Annotated in this window: 12 protein-coding genes; 9 read left to right on the top strand and 3 right to left on the bottom strand. The window is 50.4% G+C overall.

Annotated elements, in window-relative coordinates:
• Positions 1-11: 11 nt before the first annotated feature.
• Positions 12-2,408, top strand: coding sequence for an ABC transporter substrate-binding protein (locus ACN0YR_RS08250; RefSeq protein WP_417848728.1), 2,397 nt, complete (start codon positions 12-14; stop codon positions 2,406-2,408).
• Positions 2,405-3,991: a hypothetical protein gene (locus ACN0YR_RS08245; RefSeq protein WP_417848727.1), complete on the top strand. Its 1,587-nt coding sequence runs from the start codon at positions 2,405-2,407 to the stop codon at positions 3,989-3,991. The genes ACN0YR_RS08250 and ACN0YR_RS08245 overlap by 4 nt, the downstream gene beginning before the upstream one ends.
• A 115-nt stretch (positions 3,992-4,106) precedes the next feature.
• On the opposite strand, the gene ACN0YR_RS08240 is transcribed toward ACN0YR_RS08245, so the two are convergent.
• The gene (locus ACN0YR_RS08240; RefSeq protein ID WP_417848726.1) at positions 4,107-5,681 is read right to left on the bottom strand and encodes a serine/threonine protein kinase; all 1,575 of its coding nucleotides are present in this window, start codon (positions 5,679-5,681) and stop codon (positions 4,107-4,109) included.
• Positions 5,682-6,729: 1,048 nt separating this feature from the next.
• Between ACN0YR_RS08240 and fusA the strand changes: the two genes are divergently transcribed.
• The 5 genes from fusA to ACN0YR_RS08215 all read left to right on the top strand — a co-directional run bounded on the left by fusA (position 6,730) and on the right by ACN0YR_RS08215 (position 14,487).
• Positions 6,730-8,865 carry an elongation factor G gene (fusA, locus tag ACN0YR_RS08235; protein WP_417848725.1) on the top strand — a complete coding sequence of 712 codons (2,136 nt, stop codon included), beginning with the start codon at positions 6,730-6,732 and terminating at the stop codon, positions 8,863-8,865.
• Positions 8,866-9,277: 412 nt separating this feature from the next.
• The gene (locus tag ACN0YR_RS08230; protein WP_417848724.1) at positions 9,278-9,604 is read left to right on the top strand and encodes a hypothetical protein; all 327 of its coding nucleotides are present in this window, start codon (positions 9,278-9,280) and stop codon (positions 9,602-9,604) included.
• Between the two features lie 415 nt (positions 9,605-10,019).
• On the top strand, positions 10,020-11,924 hold the full coding sequence (dnaG, locus tag ACN0YR_RS08225; RefSeq protein WP_417848723.1) for a DNA primase: 1,905 nt from the start codon (positions 10,020-10,022) through the stop codon (positions 11,922-11,924).
• Positions 11,925-11,960: 36 nt separating this feature from the next.
• Entirely contained in the window at positions 11,961-13,682 is a 1,722-nt protein-coding gene (gene rpoD, locus ACN0YR_RS08220) for an RNA polymerase sigma factor RpoD (protein ID WP_417848893.1), read from the top strand.
• A gap of 352 nt (positions 13,683-14,034) precedes the next feature.
• Positions 14,035-14,487 carry a hypothetical protein gene (locus ACN0YR_RS08215; protein ID WP_417848722.1) on the top strand — a complete coding sequence of 151 codons (453 nt, stop codon included), beginning with the start codon at positions 14,035-14,037 and terminating at the stop codon, positions 14,485-14,487.
• A 106-nt stretch (positions 14,488-14,593) separates the two neighbouring features.
• On the opposite strand, the gene ACN0YR_RS08210 is transcribed toward ACN0YR_RS08215, so the two are convergent.
• Positions 14,594-15,367, bottom strand: coding sequence for a hypothetical protein (locus tag ACN0YR_RS08210; protein WP_417848721.1), 774 nt, complete (start codon positions 15,365-15,367; stop codon positions 14,594-14,596).
• A gap of 245 nt (positions 15,368-15,612) precedes the next feature.
• Here ACN0YR_RS08210 and ACN0YR_RS08205 point away from each other — a divergent pair, with 245 nt between their 5' ends.
• Positions 15,613-16,086, top strand: coding sequence for a GNAT family N-acetyltransferase (locus ACN0YR_RS08205; protein WP_417848720.1), 474 nt, complete (start codon positions 15,613-15,615; stop codon positions 16,084-16,086).
• Positions 16,087-16,156: 70 nt separating this feature from the next.
• The gene (locus ACN0YR_RS08200) at positions 16,157-16,309 is read left to right on the top strand and encodes a hypothetical protein (protein WP_417848719.1); all 153 of its coding nucleotides are present in this window, start codon (positions 16,157-16,159) and stop codon (positions 16,307-16,309) included.
• Positions 16,310-16,517: 208 nt separating this feature from the next.
• Here ACN0YR_RS08200 and ACN0YR_RS08195 read toward each other — a convergent pair whose 3' ends face one another.
• Positions 16,518-16,946 (bottom strand): hypothetical protein, encoded by a 429-nt coding sequence (locus tag ACN0YR_RS08195; protein ID WP_417848718.1) that lies wholly within the window; start codon positions 16,944-16,946, stop codon positions 16,518-16,520.
• Positions 16,947-17,220: the final 274 nt, after the last annotated feature.

The raw sequence follows: 17,220 nt of genomic DNA, 5'->3' as shown, positions 1-17,220 counted from the left end.
CTAAGCCATCAATGAAAGTTCTTCAGTTTTCAACCTGTTTATTCATCCTGCTGGCAGCGGCTGTACATGCGCAACCGCCAGTGGAAGAAGAGCTTCCGACTATCGATGAGATGGTGCTTCCCACAGTCCAGCAACTCCTCAACGATACAGAAGTCGATTGGGTCGAACTGAACACAGGCGGAGTCCTGACCGTAGAATCGGTTGTCCCTCGCCCGAACACCCTCGAACTTCGTCAAACAGAGATTGAAGAGCTGGAGAAAGTCCGGAACAAAACCCCTGCCAACCAACGAGATGAGATCGCGAAGAAACTCGACGAGATGCGGCACTTGTACGTCTCTTTACCAGACGTTCAAGGGAACCCCGAATTCAGGGTCCCACTGAAACGAGTCGTGAAGATCATTCACCATGAAGACTTGATGTTGCGGCGAATTCATAAGCTGCTTGAAGAAAATAAAATTGACCCCGCACTCGAACTGATGAATCGACTCCGTCGCAACTGGGACGTCTGGCCCGGCATGGACGAAACACATCTGCGAATCATTTTTGTCGATGCAAAATATCGGATTGGTCAAGGGGATGCTGCAACGAGCCTGATGTTGCTGGACGAGGTTTATCAGGCGGACAAAAATTACCCTGGACTGCGCACTCAGTCCGGATACGCTGTTCAACAACTCGTCGAGAAAGCACTTGCGGATTCTGATTACACTCGCGCCCAGTTCTATCTGAACTGGCTTCGACAACGGTTCTCCGACCACGACGTTTACAACACCTTCAGTGCTCAGCTCATTGGAAAAACGGACGAACTGGTCGAGCAAGCCAACAGCGCAAGTTCGAGCGGGGATTTCAAGAAAGCATCCGAACTGATTTCATCAGCTGCGGAAATCTGGCCGCTCGCCCCCAGTCTTAAAGGATCGCACCGGACTCACACGGAACGATTTCAACAACTGAAAGTCGGTGTTGTCGACCTACCAGGAAAGTCTGACGCCTACTTCGCCCTCTCCCCGGCGGATCTGCGCAAGCAACGACTCACTCGGCTCAATCTTTTCGAACTTGAGCGATTGCGAGACGGAACAGCTTACTATCGAACTCGATTTTTTGATGAATGGGAACCGACAGACCTCGGACGCGAAATGCGATTCACGCTTAAGCAATTTCGTCAGCCGTACGAAATGCAAGCTGTCGTCACCACAGCGGATATTGTCCCGCTCCTCATCAATCGATTAACGCCCAGTCACCCTGCGTATGATGAACGACTCAGCTCGTATGTTGAATCGATTGAGGTCCACTCGCCAACCGAATTCTCTCTGAGTTTCCGCCGGGTTCCTCCACGAATCGAACCCCTGCTGGCAAACATTTCCGTCTCTGCAACGGACGAAACGACCTTGTCTGAGGATCTCAGCGATCCCGGTGGATTCCAGGTCTTCAAGCAAGACGATGGGACAATTTCCTACAACAGGAAGATTGAACAGCCGGACGGACTTCCGAAATATCACATCGCTGAGTTGATCGAAATACGATACGACTCTTATGAAAAAGCGGCACAAGCTCTCACCCGTGGTGAGATTTCGATGATTCCTGATTTGCCCGACTGGATCATCCGCAGGATGCAAAGCGACGAAGAATTCATGAAGAAATTCTTCATCTTGCCGTATCAGCTTCCCGAGACACATCTTCTTCAGTTCAACCCCGCCAGCCAGCCAGTCCGTAACCGAGAACTGCGAACCGCTCTGGCCTATGCGGTTGACCGGGAGAGGCTGCTCCGGGAAGTCGTTCTTCGCGATCCCAGAGCACTCAATGGTAAGGTGGTCACGACTCCGTTTCTATCCTCCAATCCGGGTCGAAATATCCTGGTCGAACCTCGCCGATACGACCTTTCAGCCGCACTGGCGATGCTGCTTGCCTCAAGAAAGCAGCTCAAAGATGGAATCCCTCCACTCACAATGATTGTCGCCCCTGGGCCGACATCCGAGCAAACAGCTCAGGAGATTGCAGCTGTCTGGAAGAAAATCGGAATCGATATCAAACTCGTGTATGCACACGAGCCCCGTCCGGAAAAATGGGACATCATTTACCGCTCGGTGCAAATGGTCGAACCGCTTGTCGACATCTGGCCCTTTCTGACCATTGAAGAGCGCGCCCGGCTCGACGACTTACGCGACTATCCTGACTGGCTGAAACAAGAGCTCATTCAACTTGATCGCACCAGCGAGCAAAGCCGAGCCATTGCCGCGCTACAGGTCTTGCATCGTCATCTTTGGAGTGACACAGCCGTCTTCCCGCTCTGGGAGCTTCAGAGATATGCGGTCATTCGCAAAAACATACAAGGTTATCCCAAAACGCTCATGCACTGTTACGATCAAATCGACCGTTGGTCCGTTGATTCCTGGTACCAGACGGAGTTGCCATGATTCACGTTTCCAGAAGTGTCAAACTGTTTCTTTCGCCTCTGTTCGCAATCTTCCTGATTGCGAATGGTTTCTCACCAGTGGCTGCGCAGGAAAATTCACCTGCCGAGGAAAAGGCGAAGGCTGCTGCTGCCCCTAAAACTGAAGCAACCACTAAGGATGCCAGGCCTGCTGCGGGAAAGACGGACAAAAAAGATGAGAAACAGGAAGTTGTTATCCCTCCACCTCCGACTCCGCAAATCCTGCAGCCATACCGCGTGCGGGTGATCGTTTCGTTCGAAGCCGACCCAATGCTTCCAGCAACGATGCATTCGAGAACATTGAGCTCCCTGAAAGATCATTTGCAGGCTCAGTACCATCAAATGTGGGAATTAGACGTCAAGCAGGGACAAGAAACGTCCTGGATTTCGGATGTTCAACTCAAAGCATTCCCACACAACTGGGCGCCCGAGGACTTTCTGGAATCGGAGTACGACAAAATCTTTCTGGTCACCCTGTCGTATCAAGAAAAACATTACACAGCTCTCGTGAGGGAATGGGACGCAAGCTCACGAACCTTAGGAAGTTTACACTCAGCTACAATTTCAGATCGAAGAGAATTTGTCGCCACACTGGGTGAGGGCATCTCAGAAGCGTTTCGACCACTCGCTGAACTGGAAGTGGTGAACGACGAGAAAATCGAATTCCTCGTCCGAGGTGGTGAATTTCTTCCACGAAATCAGGACATGCAGCAGTTCCAGGTCGGAGATTATCTCGTCCCCTACCTGCGGTATCTCAATCGAAAACGTGAAGTCCAGAAGATTCAGGAACTCCCCTGGACCTACATGAAAGTCGAATCCGTAGAGCGGAGCCGGATCAGCCTTTCTGTCACTTCTGCGTTTGGAAATCCGATCGCAGGCAAACGTCGGCGTGTGGAAATCATGGCGATGCGAATTCGCCCCCATCTTGATGCGACTGAAATCATGATCTACCCACGAGGTGAAAAGCAGAATCCTCTTGTGGGGTATCGTTGTGAAGTGATGGACCGCTTCCCCTCAAAAGATGACCCTGTCGATGACCGATTAAAACTCGAAACGGACCGACGAGGAATCGTCACTGTCCCGGTCGTGGAGAAATCTCCGTTACAATTTTTGTACGTCCACAGTGGACAGGCTCTACTCGCAAAAGTCCCCTTCATTCCGGGGTATTCTCCATTGCTCGAAGTCGAAGTTCCCGACGACACCGCGCGGCTCAGCGTTGAGGGAGAAGTCGCACTGCTGCAAAGTGAACTCATCGACATTATCGCAACTCGTGAAGTTCTGATGGCGAGAACGCGTGTCGCTGCGAAAGCAAAACGATGGGATGATGTCGGAAAATTTTTGGCGCAGCTTCAAGCTCTGCCGACTCAGGAACAATTCGTCGGAAGAATCGATTCCTTACAGGTCCGTGCCGTTCAGAAAGCGAAGATTGCTCGCGATCGTGTCGCTGAAATTCGTGTCAAACGCCTCTGTGATGGAATCTCCGACGCTGCAACAAAACATCTGGACCCCTTCCGCATCGCAGAATTCCGTCGAGAAATGAACGAAGACCGCCAGAACAGCAAGTGATGGCAATCAGCTTCTACAGCAGCTTTCGAATTGGAGTTCGGGCTCTGCCTCGTGGTGTGCAGTTTGTGAAGTGATAAAAGAGAGCGACACGTGCACAACAATGATTGAAAGAGCTTTACCTGTCTTTCAAGATGACTTTGATAGGGGTTCGTTTTCCCGGAGCGACACGGAACCTCGATGAGTACAGAACTTGTCCATCTCGGAGAAGTTCCAGCTTGTGAGTCTTTTCATCCGAGGGTACTTCGAGACGTGTCTCTCCTGCTGAGCTGACTTTCGAGACTTCAACTCCGTCGATCACAATTTGAGTTCCGACCGCCTGAAACTCCGAAATAGAAAGCGACAGGATCGCCTTCTCCACTGAGTCATTTCCCCGTGGAAGGAAGAGAAACAGGCAGAGTATCAATACAACTCCTGCGACACTCCAGGAGGTCCATTGATTCAATTTTGGGTCGAGCTTGAATTTCGTAAGTAACGATCTCGATCGAGTGTATGAATCCGAGTCTGTATTTTGACTGGCAATCGAGACGGTATCGCCCGTGAAACCGCTTGGCTGAAGAGCATCGATTGATATAGCAGATTCAGATTGCTGAGTCCGCAAGAAAGTCAGAAAGGCTTCGTTTTCAATTCGAATCTCAGAAGGTGTGGTCTTCCCCGACAGACATGCTTCCAGATCTTCAATCAACTCGGCTGCCGACTGATGCCGATCTTCGGGCTTCTTGGCGACCAGTTTTTCGAAGATCGCTTTCAACGCTGGCGGCAGCCCGTCAACATCCTGAGAGAGATCAGGAATCGGCTGGTCTCGATGTGCAAAGATCTTCTCGACCGGTGTCTCGCCGCGATACATCGGTTTTGCAGTCAGCAAGTAATAGAGCGTACAGCCCAATGAATAGAGATCGCTTCTCGCATCTGCATTTTTCGTGTTGCGAGCCTGCTCGGGAGACATGAAGTCCACACTCCCCATGACAATCCCGCTGGCGGTCAGCCCCGCCTGCTTCTCATCGGAATCCTGCTCAATACTTGCCAGCCCCATGTCAAGAATTTTCACGACCCCGTCTGTATCAAGCAGGAGGTTATGTGGTTTTACGTCTCGATGAATCACTCCCTGTTCATGAGCATACGCAAGTCCGCGGGCGGCTTGCAAAATGCATTTCACTGCTTTTTGAACACCCATCGGACCGGTGGAGCGGATGAAGAGCGAAAGATCTTTGCCCTCAACATACTCCATCACCAGAAAGTGATAGCCTTGCGCCTCGTCAGCATCGAAGGCAGTGACAATGTTCACATGCGACAACCGCGCAGCTGCCTCAACTTCCTGTTGAAACCTCTGGAGTGCCTTCTTATCTCGAATGAGCTTTGCAGCGAGAATTTTCAGCGCGACCTTCCGCTTCATGAGCCGGTGCTCTGCCAAAAACACATCACCCATGCCGCCAGATCCGATTTTCCTCACTAAGAGATAATTGCCCAACGCAAGCTTGTGGGCTCGGCCAAGAGAGATGACTGTGGCCTGAAATTTCGTAATGTGTCCAGTAGCGATCAACGCTCTGGCAAATTCTTCAAGATTGCCACATTGAGGAAGAATTGACCTTCGAATGTTATCGATCTCGGGATTTGCGATCAGCCCACATTTTTCAATGGCCTCTAAAAATTGATCCGCGTCCACGAGACGACTTGCCCTTGCCCGCTGAGCCACGTCGATTTTCTCCGTTGATTCCGACTTACAATTAAACCAGTAAGTCCTTTCCCTATATGAAGATATAGATTCTTCGCAGTTGCTATCTTCGCGAAAAAACCAAAAAGAGGCACCTCTTCCGGATGCATGTGGCCCAGTGCTACAATTCAAGAAGTGACCCTCTGTCAATGAAAGTATCGTATTTTCAGCTGCGGATAAAGAAAAAACATCGAAAACCCTTACCGAATTCCATGTTTTCCTCTTTTCTCCAGACTGAAACACCGATATCATCCGCGCACTCAATTTGGGGTCAACAGATAAAAACTTGTCGATTACTTGAATCTTTGTGAATCATTGAACTCGCTGAGTCCTTCGCTCACAATCAGTTCTGTTTCACTTTTCAGGATTTGTGCAAGCGAACAGATTTCGTTTCTATCTGATCAACTTCAAATCGAATTTGACTTTTGAGTTCGCTAGACGAAATATCAATACATAATATCGTTTCGAATCTCACTGTCGCTCTCTCGGGCGATCGAGACTTCCTGGAACGCGTGACATCACTCTTGAAATCGTTGACTCTTGACCAGAGCGACAAAAGTTCGTTCAGAGTTTGTTAGCGTTAGTTAAATGGTACTGGCTTCTTAAAAGGTCGTGGGCGACCTTTTCATACGACGGAGTTTGTCATTATGCAAAACCCCATTCGAGCAGTTCGAGGATAACTCAGGGCAGCTTTCAAAGCAGATTCTCAGATTGAGAATGTCGACTTTGTGAAAGCTGAACCGGAGGGGATGCATGATTTGACGTGACGGTTCTCCATCTCGCTCAGATTCTATTCCAAACCACAGTCCGACTCTCCGCTTAGAGATTTCGTGACCATTGCTCACCGAGAAAATTTTCTCGAACAACGACGACAACCTCGGAACCGGTCTCCAAACAGAATCATCCTGGAAATCTGGTCTCTGAATACAATCACATTTCGGAGTTGGTCTCCGAAAATTAGCTGTTGGAGGAAATTCCTCCTCAAGACACAAACGTTCTCCACTTAGTTTCCTCTTACCATGGTGTGACCATGAATCTCAAAAAAGTACGTAACATCGGTATCTCTGCCCACATCGACTCTGGAAAGACGACGCTCACTGAGCGGATTCTTTACTACTCAGGTCGTATCCACAAAATTGAAGAAGTCCGGGGTGGTGGCGATGGAGCGACAATGGACCACATGGAACTTGAAAAAGAGCGGGGAATCACCATCACCTCCGCTGCCACTCAAGTTCAGTGGAAAGACCATATCGTCAACGTGATTGATACACCGGGACACGTCGACTTCACTGTGGAAGTGGAACGCTCACTTCGCGTTCTCGACGGTGCTGTACTCGTACTTTGTTCTGTTGGGGGTGTGCAAAGTCAATCGCTGACTGTTGACCGCCAGATGAAACGCTACAAAGTTCCGCGAATTGCATTCGTCAACAAAATGGATCGCGTCGGTGCAGACTTCTACAGCGTCGTGAATCAAGTTACCGACAAGCTGAAAGTGACCGCAGTCCCGATTCAAATTCCAATCGGAGGAGGCGTCGACTTCGAAGGGATGATTGATCTTGTCGACATGGAAGCGATTACGTTTTCTGGCGACCAGGGTGACGAAATCCACATCAGCGAAGTCCCCGCCGATTACAAAGAGAAAGCAGAACAGTATCGCCATGAGATGCTTGAATCGCTCTCAATGTTTGACGACGAACTGATGGAAGCACTTCTCGAAGAGAAAGAGATCTCTCCCGAGAAAATTCGCAAAGTCATTCGGACTGCAACCCTGAGTCAGGACATCACTCCCGTCATGTGCGGAAGTGCGTTCAAGAACAAAGGTGTTCAGGAACTTCTTGATGCCGTCACCGAGTACCTGCCTTGTCCAACTGATGTGGAAAACACAGCAGTTGATGTTGATGCCACTGAAAAGGCCATCGCAGCGGGTGAAATTCAAGAGAACGAAGCCAAGCGAATTGTCCTGACCGACTCCGCTGACGATCCTCTTGTTTGCATGGCATTCAAGACAGTCATGGAACAGTTTGGTCAGTTGACGTACGTACGGATCTACCAAGGCAAAGTTATCAAAGGTGAAAGCTATACCAACATCCGAACCGGACAAAAGGTGCGGTTTGGCCGACTGGTACGCATGCACTCCAATGACCGTGAAGATATTGATAGTGCCGAAGCAGGTGACATTTTCGCTGTCGTCGGAATTGACTGTGCCTCAGGGGATACGTTCTGTGGGGAAGGAGCGAATCTTTCTCTGGAGAACATTTACGTTCCAGAGCCTGTGATTCGTCTTTCCATCGAGCCAACAGACCGGACAGGAGCCGACCGACTTGGAAAAGCTCTTGAGCGATTCCGTCGGGAAGATCCAACGTTCCATGTCAGCACTGATGCAGAAACCAACGAAACGATTATTGCGGGGATGGGTCAGCTTCACCTTGAAGTTTACATCGAACGCATTAAACGTGAATATCGTTGCGAAGTCACCATTGGTGAGCCCAAAGTCGCATACAAAGAAATGCCGACCAAGGATTACGAATTCAACTACAAACACAAAAAGCAAACCGGTGGTTCCGGTCAGTACGCTCACGTGGTTGGTAAGTTGAAAGCACTTCCAGAGGGCTCCGAAGAAGAGCACGTCTTCAACAACAACATTAGCCAGGGACGTATTCCATCTCAGTACATCCCAGCTGCTATCGCCGGTTTCAAACGTGCCCTTGTTAAGGGACCACTGATTGAAGCGGAAGTGGTTTACGCTGAAGTCGATCTCGACGACGGAAGCTACCACGATGTGGACTCCTCGGAGAAAGCATTCGAAACATGTGGCTGGCAAGCAGTCCGCGATGCATTGACGAAAGCAAACGTCGCGTTGCTCGAGCCGATCATGCTGCTCGAAGTGGAAATCCCAGATGAGTATCAAGGTTCAGTCACAGGCCACGTTTCAAGTAAACGTGGAGTTGTGAACTCCGCCACGACTCGCGAAGGAACCTGTTACATCGTCGCGGAAGTTCCGCTGGCAAACATGTTCGACTACGCCAACGAACTGCGCTCGATGACGCAAGGAAAAGGGGGCTTCAGCATGGAATTCGCCCGTTACAGCCAAGTCCCACGAAATATCCAAACGGAAATCGTGGAACGACGTCGTAAAGAAAAAGAAGAACGCCTGGCGAAGAAGTAATTCTTCACCAGCTTAGAGATTTTTCGCAAGAAGCCCGAGAGCCACCTCTCGGGCTTCTTCGCGTTCACCCCTTGAACATTTACCACGTCCTGCACAGAATGCTTGGCAGCTCACGGCTATGGCAAATCCGACATTGGCCTTTTCGTTCTGTCTGGGGGCGAACAGACTACAAAGTCATGAAAATGAACTTCACAAGACGACAAGCATTGAAACTGATCTGACACCACAGTTGTCGCTCTATGCTTCAAGGGAGGTGTCATTAGAGGTTGAAGATTCGTTTCTTCGCTGTTCCTGGGATACACTGTTGCAAATTGTTGTGAATAAAAATCGAACCTGAACTTTGGCGTTCAAGACTGGAAATCCATTAGCGGCTACCTGTCGATGACAAGACTTCCGTAGTCGCAACAAACGATTGCCAAGCGGCCCACCCCTAAAGGCGTGGGAAACAATCACGTCACTCTCACGAGTGGAGAAGGCAAACACCTTAACTGCACTCGGCAAGATCGGGGCAAAACCTGCTTCTGGAGCAGGTGGGACTTGGACAATCGGGCAGGTCGCCTCAACTGTCAAGGTTGAGGATGTCACTTCCATTGCTAGTGCTCTCGCCACTGATGGAAGTGTCCGCAAGTGCAAACCTGCCTCAAAGCGGAAGGGGCCGGCATTGGCGCCAGTGATTGGCAGCAGCAATCACGGCGGCCGGTATCGCTCTCCGCTGCGAACAATTTTAAAAAGAGACTGATTGAAACCCATCTTGCGGCACGACCACCAGTCTCTGGCAACGGCCCCGATTTCACATTTACTAAGTGTCTAGTTCGTGTGGGGGGAGGCTTTGTGTTGGGTGTTATTGGAGGATATCGGGAGGTGTGCGGGTTGGGTTGTCGGGTTCGGGGAGGAGGTTCTGGCTGGCTGCAGGGACTCTGAAGTCTTTCCGGAGTAAAGGGTTGCGGTCTTCTATTCTCGCACGGTCAGGCGAATCAAAATTTGACTCAAGAGAATTGGCGTGTAGAGTTGACTCATGTGCGCCGCTCTTGTGACTCGATAGAAGTGTGAACGACTGTCTACTTGTCAAACCGGCGACAAAATGAAACAACTACACGGTTTGAGACGGTTGTAACACTCAATGCGTCCACATATTTGCAGCCCCTGAGTCGTCGGTGCCAAACCTGTCCAACAATCAATCTAGTCTGGATTTCAAAGAAGAGGTCCGCTCTCACACCGATATTGTCGGTTTGATCAGCGAATCGGTCGCCTTACAGCCTCGTTCCGGCGGCCGGGAATATGTCGGGTTGTGTCCGTTTCACGATGATCACAACCCATCAATGCGAGTCTATCCGGAACGTCAAACGTTTCGCTGCTGGTCGTGCAGTACAGGGGGGGATGTCTTCACCTTTGTCACTGAGCGGGAGTCGGTGACGTTTCCCGAAGCGGTTGAAATTCTGGCTCGACGGGCCAATCTCGAGATCCCCAAGTTCGTGAGTGGTCGCTCACCACAGCAGGAATCGTCTCGCGCCCGTCAGTTTGAAGTGCTGCAATGGGCAGAGAGTTTGTTTCAACGAACGTTGCTCAACTCTCCTGAGGCTGAGCCTGCACGTAAGTATCTGCATGGTCGCGGGATTGATGAAGAGACCATGCGGAAGTTTCGACTCGGTTACCATCCTTCCGGTTGGGACTGGTTGATTAAGCAGTCACAGGGCAAGTATCCGCTGCAACTTCTGGAAGATGTTTGTCTGATCGCAAAGAAAGACAACGGGGGATATTACGACTTTTTTGGTCATCGGATCATTTTTCCGATCCACAACGAACGGGGACAAGCTGTTTCATTTAGTGGGCGCCTGTTACCGGGCGATGAACGTCCTTCGAAATACAAAAATGGGTCAGCGACACCTGTCTTCAACAAAAGTCGGTTGCTGTATGCCCTCGACCTGGCGCGCGACGAAATACGGAATCAGGATCAGGCGATCGTTGTAGAGGGTTACACCGATTGCATCGCCCTGCATCAACACGGGATTCAGAATGCAGTCGTGACGATGGGGACTGCTCTAACGGATGAACAGGTAACAGTGCTGAAGCGATTCGCTCGGCGAGTCGTTTTATGCTTCGATGGAGATGATGCCGGTCAGGATGCAGCGTCCCGATCGGTCGAGCGGTTCCTGGCTCAGGATGTAGACCTGCGGATTTTAACACCTCCGAACAAACTTGATCCGGCAGATTTTCTGGAATCACAAGGTGCTGATGCGTTCCGTGAATTGTCAAAGAACGCTCCGCAGGCGTGGGATTTTCGCTTCCAAATGGCGAAGCGAAAGCATGGAACAGACACAATTGATGGTCGTGAGCGCGTGTTGACGGAAATGCTCAATGTGCTCGCGCAGGTTCCAAAGTTGTCAACTTCGGTAAGAGAATCGATCTTAATTGCAGATCTTGCACATCGGACATCGGTTCCGGAAGAGACTGTGCGAGGGTTGCTGAAAGAAGTTCGTTCGACTGGTCCGAAACGGATTCATGTGGAGAATCATGCGGTCACAACAGGCTCATTCACTGAAGAGGTGCAGCGAATTACTCGTGGCCAACTCTCTTCAAGAGAGCGAGTGGAATGCGACTTGCTACAAATTGTACTGGCGGCCCCGGAAGCGATCCCGATTATTGAGGATGCAGTTTCCGCAGCCCCCATGCGGAATCGCATCCTGAAGGGGATTCTGCGCAAGTGTACGCAGGATGCGTGGGCAAACGGCGAGTTCACTCTGTCCGGATTACTCGACCACATGCCCGACAAAGATTTGAAAAGCCTTGTCGTCTGGTTAGACGAGCAAGCATCCGCGAAAGGTCTCGCAAACAAGATACGTGAAAGCGGCGTTGATGAAGAGGGGTGTCCCCAACTGTTGAGGCAATCGATTGAAGCCCTGCAGAAAGAGGAGGCACGTCACTCCAGCGACTACCTGAGCATTCAGCTTTCACAGTCCACGGACGGGCAAACCCGATCTGATGTCGCAACTGAAGATGAGTTGCTGCTTCAGGCTGCTGAGTTTCACCGAAAACGTGCGACAAAGAAAAGCAGTTTCTAAATATAGAAGCTGCAATGACAATACGGAGAAAAAATGATGTATCGACTGGATGAGAGCCTTCGCAAACTGACAGAATTGGGCCAACTGCAAGGGTATCTGACCTTTTCACAGGTCAACGATTACCTTCCCAATAATGAAATCAGTCCGGAAAAAATTGATGCACTGCTGCTGTCGCTGGAAGACCTCGGCTTGTCGATCGTCGATGAGTCCAAGGTGAAGCCTGCGCCGAAATCGGCCGTCCAGAACGAGGCTTCAAAGGCACAACAGAAGAAGTCGAAGAAAGCTGCGCCTAAAAAGAAAGCTGCGAAGAAAAAACAGACGATCAACATGAACGGCCTGGTCGAAGAGACCGGCGGAGGCCGCAGAATCGATGACCCCGTGCGAATGTACCTTTCGCAAATGGGTGAAATTCCGTTACTGACGCGATCGGAAGAGATTGATCTTGCCAAGAAAATCGAATTTTCCCGCAAGCGATTTCGTCGTTCGCTGCTGGAATGCCACTATGTCACTCAAGAGGCTTACGATGTTCTGCTGAAAGTTCAGGCGGGTGAATTGCCGTTCGATCGGACAATTAAAATTTCGCTGACTGAATGCACCCAGAAAGATCAGGTACTCGGGCGATTGCCTCACAATCTGAAAACGATTCAACGGCTGATGAGTCAGAACAGGGAATTCTTCAAAGAGTTCCAGGACGAAACGAAATCACAAATCGAACGGGACGAAAAATTCAGCCGGCTCGACCAAAGCCGACGAAAAATTGCGACCTTGCTGGAAGAGGTCAGCCTGCGAACACAGCGACTGCAACCGCTCGTCAAACGGCTCGAGCAAATTGCTGTTCGGATGATGAAATTGCAGGCAGACGTGAACGAACTTTCTGGAGATCGCCTCCGGAAAGAGCAACGTGCCAATTCCTTGCAGGAACTTAATGATCTGATGCAACTCACTCTGGAGACACCAGAGTCGTTAACTGAACGAGTCAACGAGATCAAAGCCCGCTTCGCTGACTATGATCAGGCGATGCGAGACTTGTCAGCAGGAAACCTGCGACTGGTCGTTTCAATCGCCAAGAGATATCGCAATCGCGGCATGAGTTTCCTTGATTTAATCCAAGAGGGGAACACCGGCCTGATGCGGGCTGTCGACAAGTACGAATACCGCCGTGGCTACAAATTTTCGACTTACGCCACCTGGTGGATTCGTCAGGCCATTACTCGGGCGATTTCGGATCAGGCACGGACGATTCGCATCCCTGTTCACATGATCGAAACAATGTCGCGGCTGCGTCGCATCAGTAAGCGGCTCGTACAGGAACTGGGACGGGAGCCAACCGTTGAAGAACTCGCCAAAGCTTCCGACGTGACTCCCGAGGAAGCGAAACGAGTCCTGCTCATGGCTCGAACACCCATGAGTCTCGACAAGCCCGTCGGTGAGACGGAAGATGCGTTTTTGAGCGACTACATTGAAGCCCCGAATAACCATAGCCCAGTCACGGTTGCGGCTCAGGAAATGTTGAAGGACCAGATCACTCAGGTTTTGAAAACGTTGACTTACCGTGAACGAGAGATCATCAAGCTTCGCTACGGTCTGGGAGACGGGTACACCTACACCCTCGAAGAAGTTGGACGTATCTTCAAAGTGACCCGGGAACGAGTTCGACAAATTGAAGCAAAAGCGGTCCGAAAGCTGCAACATCCCGCCCGTTCGAAGCAATTGCAAGGTTTCCTGGAACGACTCGCCATGGCCAACGGTGGCAATTGATGCAGTCTATTCAGGCTGAGACAAAAGCGGAGCTCAAATGAAGTCGATGGGGTAGGGCACTCAAATTTCCTGTGTCTCGAAGTTTTGCTTTGCGATGTTTGTGGACTTCAAACAGAAGTCATCTTCAAAGACCTGTTTCGAATGCTCAACTTTCGGAACAGGTCTTTTCACTTTGTGATCTGCTTCAAGGTTTCATAAAATCTCTGACAAAACAACTTCACTGAGAACGTATTCGTGACTGTGAAGATCGGTTTTAAGATTTCAGGAACCTCTCGCAACCTGGCAGATTGCGAAGATGTTTTTGAGAAATGATTTAGAACAGTACTGAGGAATCCTGGCGCTCAAGCAACCTATGTTTACATATCAAACTCTTTCACGCCGACTTGAATTTTACACACTCGACGAGCTCCTTCAAATCGGTCTTGAACGTGCTCGTGCTTTGCAGTGTTGCTACGAAGACTGGAAGGGGTCGACCCCTGAAAGTGTCTCCGCGATTGAGTCAACGCTTTCGAATTTAGATAAAGCCCTCCGCGGAGTTGATCTCACTTCTGCCCTGACCATCCTGAGTGAAGACGCCTACACAGCCGCTGCCCGTGCTGCCGCTGTTTACCGACAAACTCGTATCATCGAAGCCAAGCACGCTCAGTTTGCCGGGCTCGCTACGCATCTGCTTGCCGATGCGATCGTCGAACGTGCCCGCGATTCGGACGCTGCTCGTGGCTATGTAATTCAATCAATCGCCGCCACATTCAAAGCAGAAGCTGACGGCATCAGCTTCGAACCCAAAACCGTGATGACACGGTAGAACTTTTTCACGCATTCTGGGCCTGTGAAGATTACGCTTGCAACTTCGTAGGCTGCTTGCCACGAGGCAGAACCTGCAAACCAATTCGAAAGATGCTCTGGTCTTCTCAGTGCGGGTGCTTGTTGGGGTCGTCGTCGAGATGCAACTGGTTCCAATGAAAGTGAAGCCCCGGCCGTTTGCGAACGAGTTCTGAAAGTCCTTCTTCGGTGCAGGCACTCCCATCAAGATAGAACGACTCTAACGACTCCATCGTGGCGATTGTCTTCAACCCGTCATCTGTGATCGGAACGTTGATAAGGTGTAGAAACTTTAAGCCGGGAGACTTCGCAATTTCTTCGAGGCCAGCATCACTGACATTCGGCGAGTGTAAACGCAGAAGTTTCAGTTTCTCGATAGCTGCCAGTACGCTGAGTCCGGAATCATCAACACTTGCATTCGGAAGATTCAGAACCGTCACAGCTTTCGCGTTTTCTGCAATTACTTGTAGTTGCTCGTTGTCGACATCTCCGTGCAAAACGAGTTGCTGCAACTTGGGAAGTCCCTGCAGGACTCGCGAAAGGTCGCTGTTGTCGAGCTGATCCTGATCGACTTCCAAGACTGTCAGTTTCTCTCCGAGTGAGGGAAGTTCCTGAAATTGCTCGCTGCTCACAGCTTCATGTGTGAAGCGAAGTTCGGTGCTCTCTTCTGACTGAACTGCTTTCACGAGATCATCCCACGTTGCAACGTCCTTCCCTTGAGAAGCAACTTCCTTCTCCGGGGAGCGACTTTGGCAACCATTCTGTGGAATCACGATGAGCGCGATGAAAATTTTCACCACGAAAGTTCGCAAGTGCCGGTGCTGAAAGAGTCTTCTCGCCCGACTGGAATTGTTATTATTCACGAATGAGGTGTCCAAGGTGTTAGAGCAGTTTGCGCTACCGTGAAGAGCAATATTGGATTTGCACTCGATAGACGATACCGACGTCACCTTCGCAACTCAAATCTCCCCAGCAGCAATCTGTGCGACTTACCTGTCCGCCTCACCAACAACTTGTGGGCTGAGACAATAATTGCGTCGTGATCACGGACGGCATTCACAGTTTGCAGCGAGACGTTCAAAGCTCGACAGAGCACAAAGAGAATCTAATGCCTCAAATAACAACTTCAATCGCGAACTTTGATGATCCCGCACACGCTCAGGCGATTGTCGAGATCATCAATTCATATGCGATCGAACCACATGGCGGAGAACGAATTCTTCCGGAAGAGATTTCTTCGCAAATTGTCCCTGGGATGAAAGCAACCCCCGGTGCATTTACTATGTTCGCCTGGGACGGTGATGTTCCGGTTGGTGCTGCAATCTGCTTTCAGGGCTTTACAACATTTGCAGCCAAGCCGCTCGTGAATATTCACGATCTCGCCGTATTGCCTGCCTATCGCGGTCAGGGAATCGGAACGATGCTTCTCGAGGCGGTCGAAACTCACGCTAAGTCGCTTGGCTGTTGCAAAGTCACTCTTGAAGTTCGCAAAGCCAATCCTCAAGCTGAGCAGCTTTATTTGCGAGTCGGCTATGGCGATCCCGACGGATTCGAAACCCGATTCCTCGACAAGAAGCTGTAAGCGAATACCGAACGCTTGGGATCGTTTTTGAAGATTGAGAGGAACCTTCATTTCAGCAGAGATCATCCAGATGCCAAAACGAAAACAGGCTCGCAGCGTGCCTGCTGCGAGCCTGTTCCGAAGCACCCCAGACAAAGGGCTGTATTGCGATCAATCGATGTGCCCGGGCGATTTGCTCAGGCAATGTGCCCAGTCAACGGGCTCAGGTGATGAACTGAAGTGACGGAATTCGAGCAACTTCAATGCTTGCCGTACCCTGAAAGTCACTTTCCTGACTTCCAGTCCAGTTCGCCACGAGGCAGAACACTAAGATCAAACCTGGATTTTCTTTAGAGCAGTTTGCTCTACCGTGTGCCCGTGAAGAACGCATTTCTCTAGTAAAAATACTGTTCGCCACGAGGCAGAACCTGCAAACCAATTCGAAAGATGCTCTAGACAAGTTCCAAACGTCCATCGGAGTGTTGTCGAATGCCCGGGCCGACAGGATTTGGAGGAGTTGCATGGAGTTGAATGAGGACTTTCTCTCCTTGAATCGTCCCGGTGATTGTTACAAACGAGAGGTCGCTCGGTTGCTCTGTTTCGACCGGACTGTTGGGAAACGCATTCCAGTGCATCCCGTCCAGTTGATCAAATTGCTGGACGACTCCTGTGAGGTCGAAGCGGAAGTTGACTGGAAGCATGCGGCCATCATCAGCCCCTCCTACCAGTTCCGTCTCACCAAGGAAGATTGAAATTTCCCAGCCTCCTTCAGAAAAAGCGCATTCATAACCGACACGTGCGACTCCGCTGAATGGTTCAAACCGTTCAGAGATGGCGTCAATGAACTGGGAGAACCAATTGGGAATGATTTGAGAGCTCATTCCTTTTTCCCTTTTGAGTTCAAGTTGACGGAGTAAGTGTCTTACAGCCAGATGGGAACGACTCAACAGTAACTCTCCAGTGAAGCTTTCTGTGCCCGCGGATTCAGTCTCCCCTGCCTCACAGTTTGTTTCTGAGAGACAAGTTGTAACGTTGACATCCGAGAGTGTGGGGGATTGTCTTTGCACGCATCAGGACGCAAAGACACGTGACTCCTACCGACGTTAGAGCACTTCCAATGCTTCTCTTGTTTGTGGAGATCGCTTTCACGACTCA

The organism is Thalassoglobus sp. (genome assembly GCF_048270125.1).
Taxonomy (GTDB): domain Bacteria; phylum Planctomycetota; class Planctomycetia; order Planctomycetales; family Planctomycetaceae; genus Thalassoglobus.
Note: the sequence above shows the minus strand (reverse complement) of the source record. Positions and strands in the feature narration are given on the sequence as shown.

Coding starts and splice junctions, on each gene's coding strand:
- ACN0YR_RS08250 (WP_417848728.1), top strand. CDS start 12: ATGAAAGTTCTTCAGTTTTCAACCTGTTTATTCATCCTGCTGGCAGCG.
- ACN0YR_RS08245 (WP_417848727.1), top strand. CDS start 2,405: ATGATTCACGTTTCCAGAAGTGTCAAACTGTTTCTTTCGCCTCTGTTC.
- fusA (WP_417848725.1), top strand. CDS start 6,730: ATGAATCTCAAAAAAGTACGTAACATCGGTATCTCTGCCCACATCGAC.
- rpoD (WP_417848893.1), top strand. CDS start 11,961: ATGTATCGACTGGATGAGAGCCTTCGCAAACTGACAGAATTGGGCCAA.
- ACN0YR_RS08215 (WP_417848722.1), top strand. CDS start 14,035: ATGTTTACATATCAAACTCTTTCACGCCGACTTGAATTTTACACACTC.
- ACN0YR_RS08205 (WP_417848720.1), top strand. CDS start 15,613: ATGCCTCAAATAACAACTTCAATCGCGAACTTTGATGATCCCGCACAC.
- ACN0YR_RS08200 (WP_417848719.1), top strand. CDS start 16,157: ATGCCAAAACGAAAACAGGCTCGCAGCGTGCCTGCTGCGAGCCTGTTC.
- ACN0YR_RS08195 (WP_417848718.1), bottom strand. CDS start 16,946: ATGAGCTCTCAAATCATTCCCAATTGGTTCTCCCAGTTCATTGACGCC.